Genomic DNA, 16826 nt, shown 5'->3' with positions numbered 1-16826 from the left:
GGAGGTAGGCACACATGGACACGACCGAGGAAGTCGTGGAGCACCTGCGCGAGGCGCTGCGGGAGGTCGGGATCGTCCTCCCCTCGCTGCGGATCGACCCGCTGAGCGTCTCGGCCGAGGACCCCTACGCCCTGGTCGACCTCGGCCGCTGCAACCTGGGCGTGGCCTCGCGGCTGGCGGCGGTGCTGCGGCGGGCGGGGGCGGAGGGGTGACCGGGGGGCTGGAGAGGTACGCCGTCGACGGGCGGACCGGAAAGCTCGGTGAGGTGATGGGTCACGTCGGCGGACAGATCCAGCTACGGCCTCTTGGCGGCGGCCGGGAGTGGGACTGCCCACCGGAGTCGGTCCAGCCCGCGACGCAGGACGACGTGCTGCGGGAGCGCCTGCGGCAACTGAACCGGTGGAGCGCGAGCGGCGTCACGTAGGGGAGCGGACCTACAAGCTGAGGAAATCGACCGCTCGCTCGTCCAGCTCGGCCGCGCAGCGGACCCCGCGGGCGCGGAACCGGGCCAAGTCCCAGACGAAAATCCGTAGCGGCGCGGGGCCGGATGCAGGAATACGGGCGGCACGTCCGGCATTACTTAAGGAGGTGCAACAATGCGTGCACACATACCGACCGGTTTACACCGCCCTGCCCCGCCCTTCACGAGGAGCCCCACGTGACCGTCACGACCACCGCCTCCCGCGCGGCCCGGATTCTGTCCCGCCCGATCGCGATCAACGGCCTCACCGTTCCGAACCGGATCGCGATGGCGCCGATGACCCGGATGTTCTCCCCGGGGGGTGTGCCGGGTGAGGACGTGCGGTCGTACTACGCCCGCCGGGCCGCCGCCGGTGTCGGTCTGATCGTCACCGAGGGCACCTACGTCGGGCACGAGTCGGCCGGCGGCAGCGACCGGGTGCCGAGGTTCCACGGTGAGGAGCAGCTCGCGGGCTGGGCCAAGGTCGCCGCGGACGTGCACGAGGCGGGCGGCACGATCGTGCCGCAGCTGTGGCACATCGGCATGGTCCGGCAGGAGGGTGAGCAGCCCTTCCCCGAGGCTCCCGCCGTCGGACCCTCCGGGCTGGTCACCGCCGGCGCCGAGCCCACCGGCAAGGCCATGACCCAGCAGGACCTGGACGACGTGATCGCCGCGTTCGCCGAGTCGGCCGCGGCTGCCGAGCGCATCGGCTTCGACGGCGTCGAGATCCACGGCGCCCACGGCTACCTGGTCGACCAGTTCCTGTGGGCCGGCACCAACCGCCGTACCGACTCCTACGGCGGCGACCCGGTGTCGCGCGCCCGGTTCGCGGCGGAGATCGTCGCGGCGGTCCGGGCGGCCGTCTCCGCCGACTTCCCGGTCATCTTCCGGTACTCGCAGTGGAAGCAGCAGGACTACACCGCCCGCCTCGCCGAGTCCCCGGCCGAGCTGGAGTCGATCCTCGCCCCGCTGGCCGCCGCCGGTGTCGACGCCTTCCACGCCTCCACCCGCCGCTACTGGGAGCCGGAGTTCGACGGCTCCGACCTCAACCTCGCGGGCTGGACCAAGAAGCTCACCGGCAAGACGACCATCAGCGTCGGCTCGGTCGGTCTCGACGGCGACTTCATGGGCGCCTTCCAGGGACAGGGGTCCCAGGTCAGCGGGATCGACAACCTGCTGGACCGGCTGGAGGCGGACGAGTTCGACCTCGTCGCCGTCGGCCGCGCGCTGCTCCAGGACCCCGAGTGGGCGGCCAAGGTCCTGGCCGACCGCTTCGAGGAGCTGAAGCCGTACGACGCGGCGGCGCTGAAGACCCTCAGCTAGCCACTACAGGTTGCCCATCGGCTCGATGTCGACGCGTACCGGGGTGCCCCACACGCGCAGCACCTCGTAGTCGGTGAACTCGTGCACGAGCCGGTACGCCATGGCGGGCCGGGACGAGCGGCGCTCGGCGGCGAGGTACGCCTCCGCCTCGCGCCGGTCCCGCCGGGGCGTGCCGCACAGCTGCCACTCGCGGCCGTTCCACGCCTCCGGCAGCCAGCGCTGCTGGGGCTGCGGACGGTCGCCGCGCACGCCGTACCGGGAGGGTGCGGTGGGCGCGGGGCCGGCGGGGTGGGGCCGGCCGCCGTACTCCGAGCGGCGGGCGGCCCTTCTCCGGGTCTCGCACAGCAGGCACAGGTCGGGGGCGGACTCGTCCACCGGGCCCTGCGGATGCTCCGGGCACCGGGTCGCGGGCGCGCCGCTCCCGACGCTCTCCTCCAGCAGGTCCAGGGCCCGCCGCAGATCGGCCCCGACCTCGTGCAGCCGGGCGTCGGGCGTGTCGGCGGACAGCGCGTCCCCGTGCTCGCCGAGGAGCCGCAGTGCCCTTCCGAGGGCGGTGAGCTGGGCGTGGTTCATGGTGTCCGACGGTAGCGCGTTCCGGGGAGCTGGGTTCCGTCGCATCCCGAGTCCGGGCAGGCAGGCGGCCTCGCAGCCGGTATCCCGGGCCACCGCCAGAGGCAGGGCTCCGATGGCGGCGGACTGATCAACGACGGCTGGTACGGTGCCGGGCTTCGCGGTGCGAGCGGATCCGGAGGCCTCGATTCCCGCCCGGCGGACGTGCACGGGAACGAAACGGGAAGAGGTCCGTGCAGACTCCCGGCAGGCGATGCCCAGACTGCCGAGGAGCCTTACCGTGCAGACTCGACCCGACCGCATTCACCTGGTGGTGCCACGCGCCCGGCTGGTCCGCGAGGCCGTCGATCTCACCGACGGATCGGCCCTGCGCAACGCGTCGTGCGGGCCACCCGCGAGCGTCGCATGGCCCACGTGAGCTATCCGGGCGGCGGGGCAGGCATGCGGCTCGCGCCGGAGGGGGCGGCTCACCGGCGGAGGCCGAGCGTCGATACCTCGCAGAACCAGCGACTGTCGGGGAACCGCGCGGCCTCGCGTGAACTGCGGCACGGCCGCGGCAGGCCGAGTGTGAGCCCCGGGCGGTGCGAACTCCGCGGCACGGCAGCGGGGGCGGGCGGCCACCAGGCCATCGACGTCAAGGCCGGCAGAGCTGGTGCGGGTGCCGCCGAGGCCGCCGAACGCCTCGTCGTCAGACGGTCGCCGCGCGCCGAGTCCGGGCCCGCGCCCTGACCCCCGAACCCCACACCGCCATGCCGGCCCCCGCGTCGAACCCCGCCGTGCACCAGCCCGCGAATGCCGTCTTACGGCGCACACACGCGCACCGGCCGTCAGTCCCCCCATCTCCCACACTCCGGAGGACAGGACACGTGGACATGCGTCAGCTCAGGACCTTTAACAGAGCCGCCACTCTGCTCAGTTTCAGTCGCACAGCCACCGAGCTCAACTACGCGCAGTCCAGTGTGACCGGGCAGATCAAGAGCTTGGAGAACACGCTGGGTGTCGCGCTGTTCGAGCGGCTCTCCGGACGCAGGGTCCGGCTCACCCCGGCCGGCCTGCGACTGCTCCCGTACGCGGAACGGCTGCTCCTGCTCGCCGAAGAGGCCCGCAGCGCCGCCTCCGGCTCGCCCGAGCCGTCGGGGCGGCTGGTGATCGGGACGATGGAGAGCATCGCCACGTACCGCATGCCGCCACTGCTGGAGTTCTTCCACCACCGCTGCCCGCAGTTGGAGTTGGTGCTGCGGCCCGGAAGCGGGGCGGAGATCCTCGACGGTCTGCGGCAGGGCGCCCTGGACCTGATCCTGCTGATCGACACCGCGACACTCCATCCCGGCCTGGAGAGCACGGTGTTCGGGCCCGAGCCGCTCGTCGCCGTCGTGGCACCCGACCACGAACTGGCCGGCCGTCGACCGGTCACCGGTGAGCGGCTGCGTTCGGTGCCGATCCTCGCGCCGGAGTCCGGACGCGGCTACCGGCGGCTTCTGGAGGGCGAGGCGGACAGCCGGACCGCGCCGATCCTGGAGTCGGGCACGGTCGAGTCGACCAAGCGATGGGCCGCGGCCGGCCTGGGGGTGGGACTGCTCCCGGCAATGGCCGTCGCCGACGACATCGCCGCCGGTGTGCTCGTCCCGCTCGACTGGCGCCCGCCGTCCGCCGTGTACGCGCAGCTCGTACGGCGCCGGCGGGCCCCGGTCAACCGGGAAACGCGGCTGTTCATCGACCAGGTGAGCAGCCTGATGGCCGAGGAGAACGACCAGCTCGCGGCCTGACGAAACCCGACCCATCGGCATGTCCGAATTTTCATTCCGGGTAAGCCGATCAGGGATTCATTGACCGTGACGGCCGCGATTGGTGAAATTAGATCACCAACAGGGAATCCCCCCGGAAGCAGGTAAAGAATAAATGGGGGGAAAATCAAAGGAGTTTGCTATGAGCAACGTCTCCACCCCGGCCCAGCAGATGATGAACGGCCTGTACGCCGACGGCGCCCAGTTCGACGCCGACTGGAGCCAGGTCGACGACGCCACCCTCGCCAAGCTGCGCGAGGCCGCTGCCTCCGGTGACGAGGCGCTGCAGTCGCTCCTCACCAGCCTGGCGTTCAGCAAGTTCGAGGGCGCCGACCAGGCCGCGCGTCTCTCCGCCTCCCTCGCCGGCATCAAGCAGGCGGCCGTCGCGGAGATCTTCGAGGAGCTGCCGACCACCTCCATCGACGACCTGCGCGTCGCCGCCGAGGCCGCCGGCTACGAGGTCGAGATCCTCGCCTGACCTCGACAGGGGATGGTGCGGCCCGACCCCGGAACCCGTGTCCGGGGGCGGGCCGCCCCCTCGGAAATTCCATTCCGCTCCCCACCGGAGCAGAAAGAGAGAGGGAACGTCGTGAGTGAGTCGTTTTCCATCGAAGGACTCGGCTGGCGTGAGAACTGGCGGATCGAGAACGGGAACGATTCCTACGTCGTCCCCTTCCCGACCCTGCGGCCGGCGACCCTGGTTTTCCATGGGGAGACGGAATTCAGCTACGGTCACTACGGAATTCACCTGGGCCAGGCGGACGTCCTCACCTTCATGGGACCGAGCAGCGGCACGGTCACCGGCTGGTTCATCGACTGCCGAGAGGGCTCGCCCACCGCCGGCCTGCGGGAGAAGCAGACCTGGTCGCCCACCTCGGCCCGCGCGCTGTACATCCCGCCGGGGGTGGCTCACACCTTCGACGGCCTGGAGTTCGTCAATACCATCAACTCCTACGAGCTGTTCCTCCCGGACCCCGCCGAATGGGTCCACGGCAGCCTCGACTGGCAGCCCGACGCGGACATCATCAACATTCCCCTCGGCATCGCCGACGAGGACGTCCCCTTCTACAAGCCCAACTCTCATCCCGCCAGCGAGCTCTGGTACGACATGGTCGCTGCCCAGCAGCGCGCCATGATCCCCAAGGTGGCCTACGAGTACCCCGTCACACGCGACGTGAAGCTCGCCGACGGCACGGTCCGCCGGGTCGAACTGCGCCGCCCGCTGCCCAAGGACGACCGGAAGAACTGGGAGCCGCTGGCCGATGTCTTCGGTGTGGGCTGGGTGCGCCACCCGGTGATCCGCAGCGGCGCCGAGTCCGGTTTCTCCGCCCTTCTGGACCGTCACCCGCTCTATTTCATCGACCACGGTGAGACGGGCTACACCCACGACGCCTACGGAATCCACCTCGGCCAGGAGGACCGGCTCACGTTCGCCGGCCCCCGTAAGCAACTGGTCACCCTGCACCTCATCGACACCCGGGTGGACTCGCCGACCTACGGCGCGGACGTGACGTACACCTTCTACCCGGATCCCGAGCGCTACCTGCTCATCCCGCCGGGCGTGGGCCACGCCTTCGAGCACCTGGAGAACGTGTACACCGTCAACCGGCCGCGAACCCTGCTGCCCGAGGACGGCAGCGAGTACCAGCCGGGCAACGACGTCATCGACTGGCCGGTCGCCAAGCGCCCGATCCCGGCGCTGCGTCCCAACACGGTGCCGGCGAGCCGGGAGTACTACGAGGCCCAGGTCGCCGACCAGAAGGCCCTGCGAGCGCTGCCCGTCACCCACTCCACCCCCTCGGTGATGATGATCAAGGGCAAGGACGGCAAGGAGATCAGGGTCGCGCTGCGCAGGAAGGTGGCGACGACCGGCTCCTGAGAAACAGCCGGCATGCGGCGGCCGACACGGCCGCCGCACCTCTGTCGTGTACCCCAGGCGTCATCAGTCGTCCACGGAGTTGAATCCCATGCCGAAGTCCCTCGCCCTGTACCGGTCGTTGGCGCCGCTGCGGCACCGCGACTACCGTCTGTTCTTCCTCTCGTACCTCATCAGCATGCTCGGCGACGGGGTCTGGCTGGTCGCGCTGCCATGGGTCGCCATGGAACTGGGCGGTGACAGCTCCGAACTCGCCATCGTGGTCGGCGCCGAGGCGGTGGGCCTGATCTCCTGCGTCCTGGTGGGCGGTGCGCTCGCGGACCGCTTCCCGCGTAAGCGGGTCATCGGCTGGTCGTTCGTGGCGAGTTTCGCCGTGCTCGCCCTGCTCACCGTCCTCCATGTCGTCGGGGACCTGATGATGTGGCAACTGGTCGGTGCCGCCTTCGTGCTCGGCGCATCCGCCGCGATCAGCGGTCCCGCCTCCGACGCCTTCACGCCCGACCTCGTGCCCGAGGAGAGCCTGCACTCCGCCAACGCTCTCGAAGCCACGCTGCGTTCACTCACCATGCGGATGATCGGCCCGGCTCTCGGCGGAGTGCTGATCTCGCTGTTCGACGCCATGAGCGTCATCGTGCTCAACGCGCTGAGCTTCGGAGTGGCGGCACTGTGCGTGGCCCTCATCCGGCCGAGCGGGTCCGCCGGCCCCGTGTCCGAGGAGGAGACCGGGTCGGCCGAACCCGTCCCGTACCGGCAGGCGCTGCGTTACCTGTTCGGGGAGCGGTGGTTGTGGGTGCTCATCGTGTGGTCCGGCGTGGTGCTGCTGCTCCAGTCCGGTCCCCGGCAGGTGCTCCTGCCCTTCCTCATCAGCGACCGGCTCGGCGGCGACGCCCGCGACTACGGTCTGCTCATCGCGGTGACCGGTATCGCGGCCGTGGTCGCCTCCATCGTGCTCGGCGCGCGCAAACCCCCCGAGAACTACGCCCGCTGGATGCTGCTCGCCTGGACGGCGGGTGCCGCGCCGCTCGCGGTGATGGTGTTCGTACCGTCGTTCTGGCTGCTGCTTCCCATGGCCGTGATGTACGGCTGCTTCTCGACCGTCGGCAACGTGTACTGGTCGACGTTGATCCAGACCGTGCCGAGCGCGGTGCGCGGTCGTGTCATCAGCATCGACTGGCTGGGCTCGCTGGCGCTCGTACCGCTGTCGGCGGTGATCGCGGGGGTGGGATCGGGCCGCGTGTTCGTCGTGGTCCTGTTCGTGCTGGGCGGGACGCTGCCGGTGCTGATGACACTGGCGACGCTGCGGTGGGTGGACCTGAGCGCGCTGCGGCCGCCGGGCGAGGTCGTGGAGAAGCCCGAGGAGTCGGTGCTCGAAGTGCTGGAGTCCCCGGGCGTGGCACACCCCGCCCCGGCGACCTCGATGTCCTGACGGCCGGGCGGACTGGGACGGCTCCGTGCACCGCCTCGGTGTACGGAGCCGTCAGTTCGTCAGGGGAGACGCCTGGGCGCCGGTCCCGTTCCTCAGCCGTTCGGGATGGGCTCGGCCACAGCCGCGGCATAGTGGGCGAGCGACTTGTTGTAGCTCGGCAGATGACGGGAGAGCGCGCCGAGGGCGAGTGCTGCGGCCTCCCGTTCGCGCCCGAGGTCGACCAACGACAGGGCGAGGAAAGCGGTGACCGCGTCGTCGAGGTGGTCCGACGTCCTCCCGCGCTCCGCTAGCAGCAGTTCGGCACTGGTCCGCGGGTCGCCGAGGGCACGCAGCGTACTCGCGAGCTGGACCACCGCCTGGCGCCGACGGTCACCGGGCAGGCCGCCGTCCAGGGCCTGCCGGTAGAGGGGAACGGCCTGCTCGCCCAGGTCGGTCGCGTCATAGGCGGAGGCCAGCTCGAACGCGGCGACGGTGTGCCCCTCCGGCAGTTCGCCGGCCAACGTTCTCATCGCTGATCGGAACTCCGCCGCATCGCGGTCCTGGAACGTGTCCCACAGGGCGGCGCACCGCCGTTCCCACTCCGTCGTGGTCTTCATGGTCATCGTCATAGCCTTGCAGACGGAGCCGGCCGCCGGAGCAGCCTTCGCCGGCACCAATCAGCGGCGAGGACGGTCTCTTATGACGATGGTGCTTCGTGAGGACGGTCTCCGACGCCCGTCAGCCCGAAGAAGTACGTCGCCGCGAAGCCCACCGCGTACCCCGTCAGCAGACCCCCGCCGTAGACCGCCATCGTCGCGGCCGGGCCGGCGTTGCCGGTGAGGAGGGGGAAGAGGGCCCAGCCGGAGGGGCCGATGGCGGTGGCGCCGACCTGGGTGCCCAGGGTGGCGAAGAAGCCGATGAAGGCGCCGCCGGCCGCGCCGCCCGCGCAGGCGGTCAGGAAGGGGCGGCCGAGGGGCAGCGAGACGCCGTAGATCAGGGGTTCGCCGACGCCAAGCAGGCCCGCCGGGAGGGCCGACCTGATCGTCGTACGCAGGGACGTGTCGTGGCGCAGCCGGACGTACACCGCGACCGCCGCGCCGACCTGGCCCGCGCCCGCCATCGCCAGCAGCGGGAGCAGGACCGTGTAGCCCTGCTGTTCGATGAGGGTGGTGTGGATGGGGATCAGGGCCTGGTGCAGGCCCAGCATGACCAGCGGCAGGAAGAGGCCGCCGAGGACCAGCCCGGCGACCGCGCCCGCGTGTACGAGGAGCCAGTCGGCGCCCGTGCCGATCGCGGTGGCCACCGTGCCGGCCGCGTACATCAGGCCGTACAGCGTCACCAGGCCGGAGACCAGGACCGTGACCGTGGGGGTGAGCAGGACGTCCAGCGCGCCCGGCACCCGGCCCCGGCACCACTTCTCCACCCGGGTGGCGAGCAGCGCCGCCGCGAGCGCGCCCAGCACCCCGCCCTGGCCGGGCGCCAGGTGCATCCCGAACGCCGTCACCTTCGCCACCCCCGGATAGACGACCACCGCCGCCACCGCCCCGCCCAGCACCGGCGTCCCGCCGAACTCCTTCGCCGTGTTGACGCCCACGAAGACGGCGATCAGTGCCATGAAGGCCGAGGCGATGGCGGACAGGGCCGGGGTGAGGCCCGGCAGCCACCCCGCGTTCAGGAGGAGGCCGTTGAGGCCGGCCAGGATGCCGCAGCCGATCAGGGCGGGGATGAGGGGGACGAAGACGTTCGCGATCCGGCGCAGGGCCGTTTTGAGGGGGGTCGCGTTGCGCCGTCGGAGTTCCTCCTTCAGTGCCGAGCCGGGCGCGGAAGGGGCGCCGGGTGCCCGCGCCGGCCTCCGGCGGTCCACCTCCGCCGTCACCTCCGCCGTCACCTCCGCCACCACGCCCGGCCCCAGCACCACCTGCCAGGTGCCGTCCCCGCCGTCCACCACGCCGAGCACGCCCGGTACGGAGCGCAGCGCGTCCGGGTCCGCGGCCGTCGGGTCGGCGAGGGTGAGGCGGAGGCGGGTCATGCAGTGGGCGGCGGAGGTGACGTTGGCCGGGCCGCCGACCCGGGCGAGGACGGCGGTGGCGAGGGAGGCGGGGTCGTTGCGCACGACCCGAGCGTGCGGGTCAGCCGGCCGCCCGCGCCAGCGCGGCGCGCAGATGGCCGCCGGTCTCCTCCAGAAGGCGGGCGGCCGTCGGGCCGTCCACCCCGGCGAGCAGGGTGAGGATCGCGTGCTTCACCTCGCCCCCGGTCTCGGTGAGCGCCTTCTCGATCTCGTCGTCCCCCGCACCCGTGGCCAGGGACACGATCCGGTGCGAGCGGGCCCGCAGCTTGTCGTTGGAGGCCCGGACGTCGACCATCAGGTTCCCGTACGTCTTGCCGAGCCGGATCATCGTGATCGTCGAGATCATGTTGAGGACGAGTTTCTGCGCCGTCCCGGCCTTGAGGCGGGTGGAGCCGGTGATCAGCTCGGGGCCGGTGACCACCTCGATGCCGTGCTCGGCCGCCGCCGCGAGCGCGCTGTGCTCGTTGCAGGACAGGCCGACCGTGAGGGCGCCCAGCGCACGGGCGTGCTCGACGGCGCCGACGGCGTACGGGGTGCGGCCGGAGGCGGAGACGCCGACCACCGTGTCGTCGGGGCCGAGCTTCAGGGCGTCCAGGTCGCGCCGGGCCAGCTCGGCGGAGTCCTCGGCGCCCTCGACGGAGGTCACCATCGCCTCGGGGCCGCCCGCGATCAGGCCGACGACCTGGGCGGGGTCGGTGTTGAAGGTGGGCGGGCACTCGGAGGCGTCCAGCACGCCGAGCCGGCCGGCGGTACCGGCCCCGGCGTAGACCAGGCGTCCGCCACGGGCCATCCGGGCCGCCACCGCGTCGACGGCGGCGGCGATCCGGGGGAGCTGGGCGGCGACGGCCGTGGGCACGCCCGCGTCCTCGCCGTTCATCAGGCGGGCGATGTCGAAGGTGGACAGCCGGTCGATCCCGGCCAGCTCGGGACGGAAGGCCTCGGTGGTCAGGGAGGCCAGCTGACTGCGCAGGTCAGGGGAGGTCATGAGGTGCGGCTCTCTCCGGTTCGGGCGCAGGCTCTTACGGCACCTGCGGTTCGTTCACCTGGGGTTGGTGCGGTGCCGGTGGGCCAGCGCCTCGTACGACGCGGCCAGCGCGGGCGCCGCCGAGTCGTACGTACGCTGTGCCACTCCCACGAACAGGCAGTCCACCACGAGCAGTTGGCTGGTCCGCGAGGACATCGCGGCCGGCCGCAGCTCGGTCTCCCGTGAGGTGGACGTGGTCAGCACGTGGTCGGCGTACTGGGTGACCGGCGAGTCGGGCCGGCCGGTGATGGCGACGGTGGTCGCCCCGTGCTCGAAGGCCACCCGCAGCGGCTCTATGACGTCCCCCGTCGAGCCGGAGTGGGTGATCGCGATGGCCACGTCCCCCGAGCGCAGCTGCACCGCGTTGGTCACCGCGAGGTGCGGGTCGCTGTGCGCGTGGGCTATGAGCCCTATGCGCAGCAGCTTCTGGGTGAGGTCCTGGGCGACGAGCCCGGACGCCCCTATGCCGTACACGTCGGTGCGGCGGGCCCCGGCGAGCGCGACGACGGCCGCGTCCAACTGGCCCGTGTCGAGCCCGGCGGCGGTGTCGGCGAGGGTCTGCTGCTCCTCGTACGCCAGCTTGGCCACCACGTCGGCGATGGGGTCGTCCACCGCGATGTCCGTCGTGATGGCGGGCGCCCGGCCCGACTGCTGCTGCGCGGCGAGCCCGGCGAGGGCGAGGCGCAGGTCGCGGTAGCCCGGGTAGCCGAGCAGCCGGGCGGTGCGCACGACGGTGGCCTCGCTGGTGCCGGTGAGTTCGGCGAGGCCGGTGACGGTGAGCGCGGCGCAGCCGGCCGGGTCGGCGGCGACCGCCTCCGCGACGCGCTGCATGGACCGGGTCATGGAGGGGGCGAGGGTACGCACCTTGGCGGCGAGCGTGCCGCCCGGACTGCCGAAAATTTCCTTCATGTCCTGGGTCACGGATGAAAGATATTTTCGGTTCGGTGGCGGGGTCAAGAGTGCGCACAATGGGTGGCATGGAACCCGTCAGCCCCCTGGAGCAGACCCTGCACGCCGCGCGCGCCCTGGTGCTCGCCGACCTGATGGCGCGCGGGGTCGCCGACGCGGACGTGGTCTCCCTGGTCGAGGAGTCGGTGGCGCAGCGCCGCTGGTGGGTCGAGCAGTGGCCGGACGGCGCCGCCTACGTCGCCGGTCTGGTCGCCCAGGACGTGCAGGACGCGCTGCTGGAGCGGTACGGCCGCTGGCCGCTGTGCCCGGTGTGCGGCTCGGGCGACCCGCACGCCCTGGAGGTGGAGCCGGAGCTGGGCCCCGACCCGCACTGGGTGTGCCACCAGGCGGGCGTGAAGGTCGCCGCCGTCGGCGCGCTGGGCTCGGCCACCGGCGGGACGGCCTCCTCGTGACCCTCTACATCGACCCGCCGACCTGGCCCGGCCACGGGCGCATGTGGTCGCATCTGGTGAGCGACGTGTCGTACGACGAACTCCGCGCGTTCGCCGACTCGTTGGGCGTGCCGAGGCGGGCCTTCGAACGCGACCACTACGACCTGCCCGCGCACCGGTACCGGGACGCGGTGGCCGCCGGGGCGGTGGAGGTCAGCAGCCGCGAGGTGGTGCGGCTGCTACGGGCGGCGGGGTTGCGGCGGCGCAAGGGGAGCGCTTGGACTCGGGAGCCGTAGGCCGGGTTTCCGACTTCTTCAGCGGCGGAGTTCGTAGGCGTGTCCGCCGTCTTCCTCAGCCGCGCAGCTCGTAGGCCAGTTCCGCGCCGCCGTCGCCGGCCTCGCTGACCAGCCGGAAACCGGCCCGGGTGACGACCGCGTGCGAGGGGGCGTTGTCCCGCTCGACGGTCGCGAACACCGAGGTGACGTCCTCGCGGGCCAGCGCCCACGCGGCCAGCGCCCGCAGTGCCTCCGTCGCGTAGCCCTGGCCCCGGGCGTCCGGCACCAGGTCGTAGCCGATCTCCACGCGGCCGTCCTCGTCGGGTGCGCCGTGGAAGCCGATGCCGCCGATCGCGCGGCCGTCCGCGTGCCGGACCAGGGCGAAGACGCCGAACTCCGGTCGGTGGACGCCCGCTTCGTACGCCTTGACCAGCAGGCCGGCGGCCTCCCGGGTGCCGTCGTAGGGGCCGCCCGCCGGCCAGTCGAGGCCGCCGTCGCCGCCGAGGCGCAGGTCGCGGGCGACGGCGGGGCGCAGCCCGGTGAGGGTGAGACGCTCGGCGGGGATGACGAGGTTGTTGCGCCAGCGCCACTCGGTGACCGGGGCCCGGCCGGGCAGTTCGCCGCGCCCGGTGGCCCACAGCAGCGTCGGCCAGGCCTCGGGCCCCGGCTGCACATGCGGGAAGAGCCAGGACAGCACGGACTCCGCCAACTCCTCGGCGGGCTTGTACGCGAGGCCGAGCCCCTCGGCCATGTCATGGGTGTGCAGCAGCACTTCGGCGATGCCCATCGCCGCGAAGCCGTGGCGGTCGGCGCTGCCGAAGGGGTAGTTGTGGAAGCCGCGGACACCGGGCGGGGCGGTGTCGACGGCGGCGGCGAGCAGCGCGCCGGTCGCCTCGATCACCTGGAGCAGGCCCGCGTTGCCGGTGCCCTCGTCCAGCCGCTGTTCGAAGGGCACGTAGGCGTCCTGGGCCCGGCCGGCCAGGTTGGCGGCGTAGGCCACCAGGTCGTCGGCCACATGGACGGCGGTGGCATGGCAGTCCCACTCAAGACCGCCCGCGCCGACCTCCGTCCAGTCCCGGTCCACCGCTGGTCGCAGGGCCGCCAGGCACCCGGCCACGGCCCTGTTCACGTCGTCCCCGCTGATTGCTCGCATGGGCGCACCCTAGGGGCCGTACCCCCTCAGGTCGACAGCATTTCCAGCTCGCCGGCGAGGTTGTAGCGGGCGGTGGCCTCCCAGTGCTCCCGCCCGTAGGGAGTGCGGAACAGCCGTGGCAGCTCCAGGAGTTGGCGCAGGACCGCCGCGCGCCCCTGCCGGAAGGCGTCGCCGGGCACGAAGTGGTACTCCTCGCGCACTTCGGCGGTGTAGACGGCGTACGCCGACGGGGGCGCGGCCAGGATCGCGAGGTCGGCGTCGCACAGCACCTGGCCGTCGCGGTCGTCGTCGGCCGGGTCGTGCGTCACGGTCAGCCGGACCAGCCGGGCCACCTCGGCGGTCACCGCGTCCGGCATGCCCGCCTCCGGCAGCGCGCGCTCGGCCAGCCGCGCGGAGCGCTCCTCGTTCTCGGAGCGGTCGGGCAGGTAGACGGCGTCGTGGAACCAGGCGGCCAGCCGCACCACGTCCGGGTCGGCGGCGTACTCCCGCAGCACGTCGATCCGGTCCAGGACGGCGGTCAGGTGGGCCACCGTGTGGTAGCGGCGCTGCGGCTCCTGCCAGCGGACGAGCAGGTTGTCGGCGTACGGCGTCGGGTCGGGGCCCCCGGTGGAGGCGCGGGCTGCCTCAAGCGCGCGGACGAAGCGGAGACGCAGGGCGTCGAGATCGGCCATGCGTCCATTCTTCACCGGCGCCGGTCGCGCGGCGGCCCGAGCCCGGCCGGCAGGCGCCCTGTCGGGCCGGTCCGTGTCGGCCTAGCGTGGCGCCATGACCGATGACGTACGCGTACCTCGCGACCCCCAACTGCCCGGCCGGCTCCTGGAGATCGAGCGGAAGGCGCTGATACCGCTGCTGCGCTCCCGCCCGGACGCGGACTTCGCGCGGCCGGCCGCCGCCTGTCCGGGGTGGACGGTACGGGACGTGCTGGCGCACTGCTCGGCCGCGCTGCTGCGGGTGGTGGAGAGCCGGTACGAGCCGGGCGTGTTCTCGCCCGAGTCCAACGAGCGGGACATCGCCGAGCGCGCGGAGTGGACCAACGCCCGGGTGGTGGACGAGCTGGAGCGCGGGATGACCGAGGCCGGGCCGGTGATCGCCGCGTGGGACGGGCGGCTCGACATGATCGCGCTGGGGGAGTGGGTGCACGCGGGGGACGTACGGGACGTTTTCGGCGAGCCCGGCGCGTACGGCGGTGCCGGGCTGCCGGACGCGCTGGCGCTGCTGGCGTGGGTCACCCGGGAGCAGGCGCACCTGTCCCTGCACGCCGACCTGGACGACGTGGACGAACCGCTGCGGCTCGGCGCCCCGACGGCCTCCGGCCCGCCCGTGCGCTTCATCGGGGACGCGCCCACCCTCGTACGGCTGTACGCGGGGCGTCCGCTGAACGGCGCGGCGTACGAGCTGGCCGGGGCGCGGGAGGCGGAGCTGAACATCTTCGGCTGAGGCGTGACCGGGGGCGGGACTGGGCAGCGTACTCTTGAATTGGACTAGACCTGTATGCGCAAGAGTGTGCGGACGCCGACCGAATGGGGAGCCATGAGCAAGCGTGCAGTCCTGGAGGTGATCGCTCTCGACGCCGAGGACGCGGTCGCCGCCCAGGCCGGAGGCGCGGACCGGCTGGAGCTGGTCACCGAGATGGCGGCCGACGGGCTCACCCCCGACCCGGCCACCGTCGCCGGCGTCCGGGCGGCCGTGGACATCGACCTGCGCGTGATGCTCCGGCTGGCCGACGGGTTCGCGGCCGGTGACGTGGACCGGCTCGTCGGCATCGCGGGCGAGCTGCGCGCGGCCGGCGCCGACCAGTTCGTGCTCGGCTTCCTCGACGCCGACGGCGCGGTGGACCTGGCGGCGGTGGAGCGGGTCGTCGGCGCGCTGGACGGCTGCCCGTGGACCTTCCACCGGGCCATCGACCGGGCCGCCGACCGGGCCGCGCTGCGCAGGCGGCTCGCGGGCCTGCCCGGCCTCGACACCTACCTCACGGCCGGCTCCGCCACCGGCGTGGACAGCGGCCTGCCGACCCTGCTCGCCGAGGCCGGCCGGCGCGGCGAGCCCGGCTACGACCAGACGGTCCTGGTCGGCGGCGGCCTCCGCCTCGACCACGTCCCGTCCCTGCTCGACGCGGGCATCGACGCCTTCCACATCGGCGGCGCGGCCCGCCCCGAGGGCTGGTCGGGCCCGGTCGCGTCGGCGGCGGTGGCGGAGTGGCGGGCCTTGCTGGACGCGGAGGTGGCCCCGAGTCCGTCGGGTGTCGCCTGACGGGTGCGGTGGTGCACGGCGAGTGCGCGTGCGCCGGGCGGGTGCGGTGGTGGGGTGGCCGCGTCTGTCGGGTGTCGTGTGACGGGTGCGGTGGTGGGGTGGCCGAGTCTGTCGGGTGTTGTGTGACGGGTGCGGTGGTGCGTGGCGAGTGCGCGTTCGCCGGGCGGGCGGTGTCACTCGGGGGCGCTGACCTCGGCTGTTGGGGTGCGGAGTGCCCGGCGGGCGGTGTCACTCAGGGCCGTTGACCTCGGCTGTTGGGGTGCGGTGCGTCCGGCGGGTGGTGTCACCCGGGGTCGCCGGCCTCGGCCGTGGGGGTGCGGAGCGCTCGGCGGGCGGCGGAGCGGAGCCAGCGGTGGGCACCGTCCGCCGTGTGCCGGGGGTGCCAGGCCATGCCGATGGTCAGGGGCGGCAGCGTCAGGGGGATGTCGAGGAGGCGCAGGCCGAGGGCGTCGGCGTCGTGGGTGAGGGGCGACGGGGCGGCGCCGGGGAGCGCGGCGGGCACGAGGCAGACCACGTCGCTGCGGGCGGCGAGGGTCATCGCGGCCAGGTGCCCGGGAAGGACGACGTCGACCCGCCGCCGGAGGCCGTGCTCGGCCAGCGCGGTGTCCAGCGGGCCGCTGAACCGGCCGCGGCGGCTGACGGCGACGTGCCGGGCGGCGGCGAGCCGGGCCGGGGTCAGCGTGCCCTCCGTGAGCGGATGGCCGGCCCGGACGGCCGCCACCATGCGGAGGTTGGCCAACTCCTCGACCTGTGTCTCCGGGTCCACGTGGTCGATGGCGCCGATCTCCAGGTCGATCCGGCCGTCACGCAGCGCGGGCCCGGCCTCCAGTTCCTCGGCCCGGATCCGGAACGAGACCCCCGGCGCCTCCCGCCGCCCCAGTGCCAGCAGCCCGGGGGCCAGCGCCGCACCGACCAGATCCGCGGCCTGGAGGGTGAAGGTGCCGCGCAGACCGGCGGGGTCGACGCTCGCACCGGGACTGAGCAGCGCGCCGAGACTGCGGACCACCGCGGCGGCCTCCTCGCGCAGCGCCTGGGCACGCGGGGTGGGGACCATGGCCTGTCCCGCCCGGACCAGGAGGGGGTCCTGGAGGACGCGGCGCAGCCGGGCGAGGGTGCGGCTCATGGCGGCCGGTGAGGTGTGCAGACGCGCGGCGGCGCGGGTCACGCTGTGCTCGGTCAGCAGAGCGTCAAGCGCGATGGCGAGATTGGCGTCGATGACCGGATCAGGGCTGCTCACCAGCGTTATTCCATTTCAGTCAATGATTCCGTGCCGAAGTTCCCATTGTGGCAGCACAGCG

The 16826-nt window shown here is 72.8% G+C and carries 21 protein-coding genes; 13 read left to right on the top strand and 8 right to left on the bottom strand.

The window, feature by feature from the left end; all coding sequences use genetic code 11:
* Nucleotides 1-14: 14 nt before the first annotated feature.
* The 3 genes from NX794_RS04270 to NX794_RS04260 all read left to right on the top strand — a co-directional run bounded on the left by NX794_RS04270 (nt 15) and on the right by NX794_RS04260 (nt 1783).
* Entirely contained in the window at nt 15-212 is a 198-nt protein-coding gene (locus NX794_RS04270; protein WP_258776775.1) for a hypothetical protein, read from the top strand.
* A complete protein-coding gene (locus NX794_RS04265) occupies nt 209-424 on the top strand; it encodes a hypothetical protein (RefSeq protein WP_258776985.1) in 216 nt (71 codons plus the stop codon). Before NX794_RS04270 ends, NX794_RS04265 begins: the two co-directional genes overlap by 4 nt.
* A gap of 234 nt (nt 425-658) precedes the next feature.
* Nucleotides 659-1783, top strand: a complete 1125-nt coding sequence (locus NX794_RS04260; protein WP_258776774.1) for an NADH:flavin oxidoreductase — start codon at nt 659-661, stop codon at nt 1781-1783.
* 3 nt (nt 1784-1786) lie between these two features.
* On the opposite strand, the gene NX794_RS04255 is transcribed toward NX794_RS04260, so the two are convergent.
* Nucleotides 1787-2356 (bottom strand): hypothetical protein, encoded by a 570-nt coding sequence (locus tag NX794_RS04255; protein ID WP_258776977.1) that lies wholly within the window; start codon nt 2354-2356, stop codon nt 1787-1789.
* A gap of 277 nt (nt 2357-2633) precedes the next feature.
* Here NX794_RS04255 and NX794_RS04250 point away from each other — a divergent pair, with 277 nt between their 5' ends.
* From NX794_RS04250 to NX794_RS04225, 6 genes are all read left to right on the top strand, one after another.
* Entirely contained in the window at nt 2634-2771 is a 138-nt protein-coding gene (locus NX794_RS04250) for a hypothetical protein (RefSeq protein ID WP_258776771.1), read from the top strand.
* A 149-nt stretch (nt 2772-2920) separates the two neighbouring features.
* Nucleotides 2921-3082, top strand: coding sequence for a hypothetical protein (locus tag NX794_RS04245; protein WP_258776770.1), 162 nt, complete (start codon nt 2921-2923; stop codon nt 3080-3082).
* Nucleotides 3083-3225: 143 nt separating this feature from the next.
* On the top strand, nt 3226-4119 hold the full coding sequence (locus tag NX794_RS04240; RefSeq protein ID WP_309505962.1) for a LysR family transcriptional regulator: 894 nt from the start codon (nt 3226-3228) through the stop codon (nt 4117-4119).
* Nucleotides 4120-4279: 160 nt separating this feature from the next.
* Nucleotides 4280-4615 carry a hypothetical protein gene (locus NX794_RS04235; RefSeq protein ID WP_258776768.1) on the top strand — a complete coding sequence of 112 codons (336 nt, stop codon included), beginning with the start codon at nt 4280-4282 and terminating at the stop codon, nt 4613-4615.
* Nucleotides 4616-4726: 111 nt separating this feature from the next.
* Nucleotides 4727-6016, top strand: coding sequence for a dTDP-4-dehydrorhamnose 3,5-epimerase family protein (locus NX794_RS04230; protein WP_258776766.1), 1290 nt, complete (start codon nt 4727-4729; stop codon nt 6014-6016).
* An 88-nt stretch (nt 6017-6104) separates the two neighbouring features.
* Complete coding sequence (locus tag NX794_RS04225) at nt 6105-7439, top strand: MFS transporter (RefSeq protein WP_258776765.1); 1335 nt, start codon at nt 6105-6107, stop codon at nt 7437-7439.
* A 92-nt stretch (nt 7440-7531) separates the two neighbouring features.
* On the opposite strand, the gene NX794_RS04220 is transcribed toward NX794_RS04225, so the two are convergent.
* The 4 genes from NX794_RS04220 to NX794_RS04205 all read right to left on the bottom strand — a co-directional run bounded on the left by NX794_RS04220 (nt 7532) and on the right by NX794_RS04205 (nt 11431).
* Complete coding sequence (locus NX794_RS04220; protein WP_258776764.1) at nt 7532-8035, bottom strand: tetratricopeptide repeat protein; 504 nt, start codon at nt 8033-8035, stop codon at nt 7532-7534.
* Nucleotides 8036-8115: 80 nt separating this feature from the next.
* Nucleotides 8116-9531 (bottom strand): PTS transporter subunit EIIC, encoded by a 1416-nt coding sequence (locus NX794_RS04215; protein ID WP_258776763.1) that lies wholly within the window; start codon nt 9529-9531, stop codon nt 8116-8118.
* Between the two features lie 16 nt (nt 9532-9547).
* Nucleotides 9548-10471, bottom strand: a complete 924-nt coding sequence (gene murQ / locus NX794_RS04210) for an N-acetylmuramic acid 6-phosphate etherase (protein WP_258776762.1) — start codon at nt 10469-10471, stop codon at nt 9548-9550.
* 54 nt (nt 10472-10525) lie between these two features.
* Entirely contained in the window at nt 10526-11431 is a 906-nt protein-coding gene (locus NX794_RS04205) for a MurR/RpiR family transcriptional regulator (RefSeq protein ID WP_428985846.1), read from the bottom strand.
* A 56-nt stretch (nt 11432-11487) separates the two neighbouring features.
* On the opposite strand from NX794_RS04205, the gene NX794_RS04200 reads away from it, so the two are divergent.
* A complete protein-coding gene (locus NX794_RS04200; RefSeq protein WP_258776761.1) occupies nt 11488-11871 on the top strand; it encodes a hypothetical protein in 384 nt (127 codons plus the stop codon).
* The gene (locus NX794_RS04195; RefSeq protein WP_258776760.1) at nt 11868-12146 is read left to right on the top strand and encodes a DUF4031 domain-containing protein; all 279 of its coding nucleotides are present in this window, start codon (nt 11868-11870) and stop codon (nt 12144-12146) included. Before NX794_RS04200 ends, NX794_RS04195 begins: the two co-directional genes overlap by 4 nt.
* A gap of 55 nt (nt 12147-12201) precedes the next feature.
* Here NX794_RS04195 and NX794_RS04190 read toward each other — a convergent pair whose 3' ends face one another.
* A complete protein-coding gene (locus tag NX794_RS04190) occupies nt 12202-13278 on the bottom strand; it encodes a GNAT family N-acetyltransferase (protein ID WP_258776759.1) in 1077 nt (358 codons plus the stop codon).
* Between the two features lie 26 nt (nt 13279-13304).
* Entirely contained in the window at nt 13305-13949 is a 645-nt protein-coding gene (locus NX794_RS04185; protein ID WP_258776758.1) for an HD domain-containing protein, read from the bottom strand.
* Between the two features lie 94 nt (nt 13950-14043).
* Here NX794_RS04185 and NX794_RS04180 point away from each other — a divergent pair, with 94 nt between their 5' ends.
* Together NX794_RS04180 and NX794_RS04175 are read left to right on the top strand one after the other, a co-directional pair.
* Nucleotides 14044-14715: a maleylpyruvate isomerase family mycothiol-dependent enzyme gene (locus tag NX794_RS04180; RefSeq protein WP_258776757.1), complete on the top strand. Its 672-nt coding sequence runs from the start codon at nt 14044-14046 to the stop codon at nt 14713-14715.
* A gap of 93 nt (nt 14716-14808) precedes the next feature.
* A complete protein-coding gene (locus NX794_RS04175) occupies nt 14809-15528 on the top strand; it encodes a copper homeostasis protein CutC (RefSeq protein ID WP_258776756.1) in 720 nt (239 codons plus the stop codon).
* Nucleotides 15529-15811: 283 nt separating this feature from the next.
* Here NX794_RS04175 and NX794_RS04170 read toward each other — a convergent pair whose 3' ends face one another.
* Complete coding sequence (locus NX794_RS04170) at nt 15812-16774, bottom strand: LysR family transcriptional regulator (RefSeq protein WP_428985851.1); 963 nt, start codon at nt 16772-16774, stop codon at nt 15812-15814.
* Nucleotides 16775-16826 lie beyond the last annotated feature (52 nt).

It is taken from the genome of Streptomyces pyxinicus (assembly GCF_024753135.1).
Lineage (GTDB): Bacteria > Actinomycetota > Actinomycetes > Streptomycetales > Streptomycetaceae > Streptomyces > Streptomyces pyxinicus.
The sequence above is the reverse complement of the archived record's forward strand: the minus strand, read 5'-3'. Positions and strand labels throughout refer to the sequence as shown.

Coding starts and splice junctions, on each gene's coding strand:
- NX794_RS04200 (WP_258776761.1), top strand. CDS start 11,488: ATGGAACCCGTCAGCCCCCTGGAGCAGACCCTGCACGCCGCGCGCGCC.
- NX794_RS04220 (WP_258776764.1), bottom strand. CDS start 8,035: ATGAAGACCACGACGGAGTGGGAACGGCGGTGCGCCGCCCTGTGGGAC.
- NX794_RS04270 (WP_258776775.1), top strand. CDS start 15: ATGGACACGACCGAGGAAGTCGTGGAGCACCTGCGCGAGGCGCTGCGG.
- NX794_RS04175 (WP_258776756.1), top strand. CDS start 14,809: ATGAGCAAGCGTGCAGTCCTGGAGGTGATCGCTCTCGACGCCGAGGAC.
- NX794_RS04235 (WP_258776768.1), top strand. CDS start 4,280: ATGAGCAACGTCTCCACCCCGGCCCAGCAGATGATGAACGGCCTGTAC.
- NX794_RS04255 (WP_258776977.1), bottom strand. CDS start 2,356: ATGAACCACGCCCAGCTCACCGCCCTCGGAAGGGCACTGCGGCTCCTC.
- NX794_RS04240 (WP_309505962.1), top strand. CDS start 3,226: ATGCGTCAGCTCAGGACCTTTAACAGAGCCGCCACTCTGCTCAGTTTC.
- NX794_RS04185 (WP_258776758.1), bottom strand. CDS start 13,949: ATGGCCGATCTCGACGCCCTGCGTCTCCGCTTCGTCCGCGCGCTTGAG.
- murQ (WP_258776762.1), bottom strand. CDS start 10,471: ATGACCTCCCCTGACCTGCGCAGTCAGCTGGCCTCCCTGACCACCGAG.
- NX794_RS04225 (WP_258776765.1), top strand. CDS start 6,105: ATGCCGAAGTCCCTCGCCCTGTACCGGTCGTTGGCGCCGCTGCGGCAC.
- NX794_RS04190 (WP_258776759.1), bottom strand. CDS start 13,278: ATGCGAGCAATCAGCGGGGACGACGTGAACAGGGCCGTGGCCGGGTGC.
- NX794_RS04180 (WP_258776757.1), top strand. CDS start 14,044: ATGACCGATGACGTACGCGTACCTCGCGACCCCCAACTGCCCGGCCGG.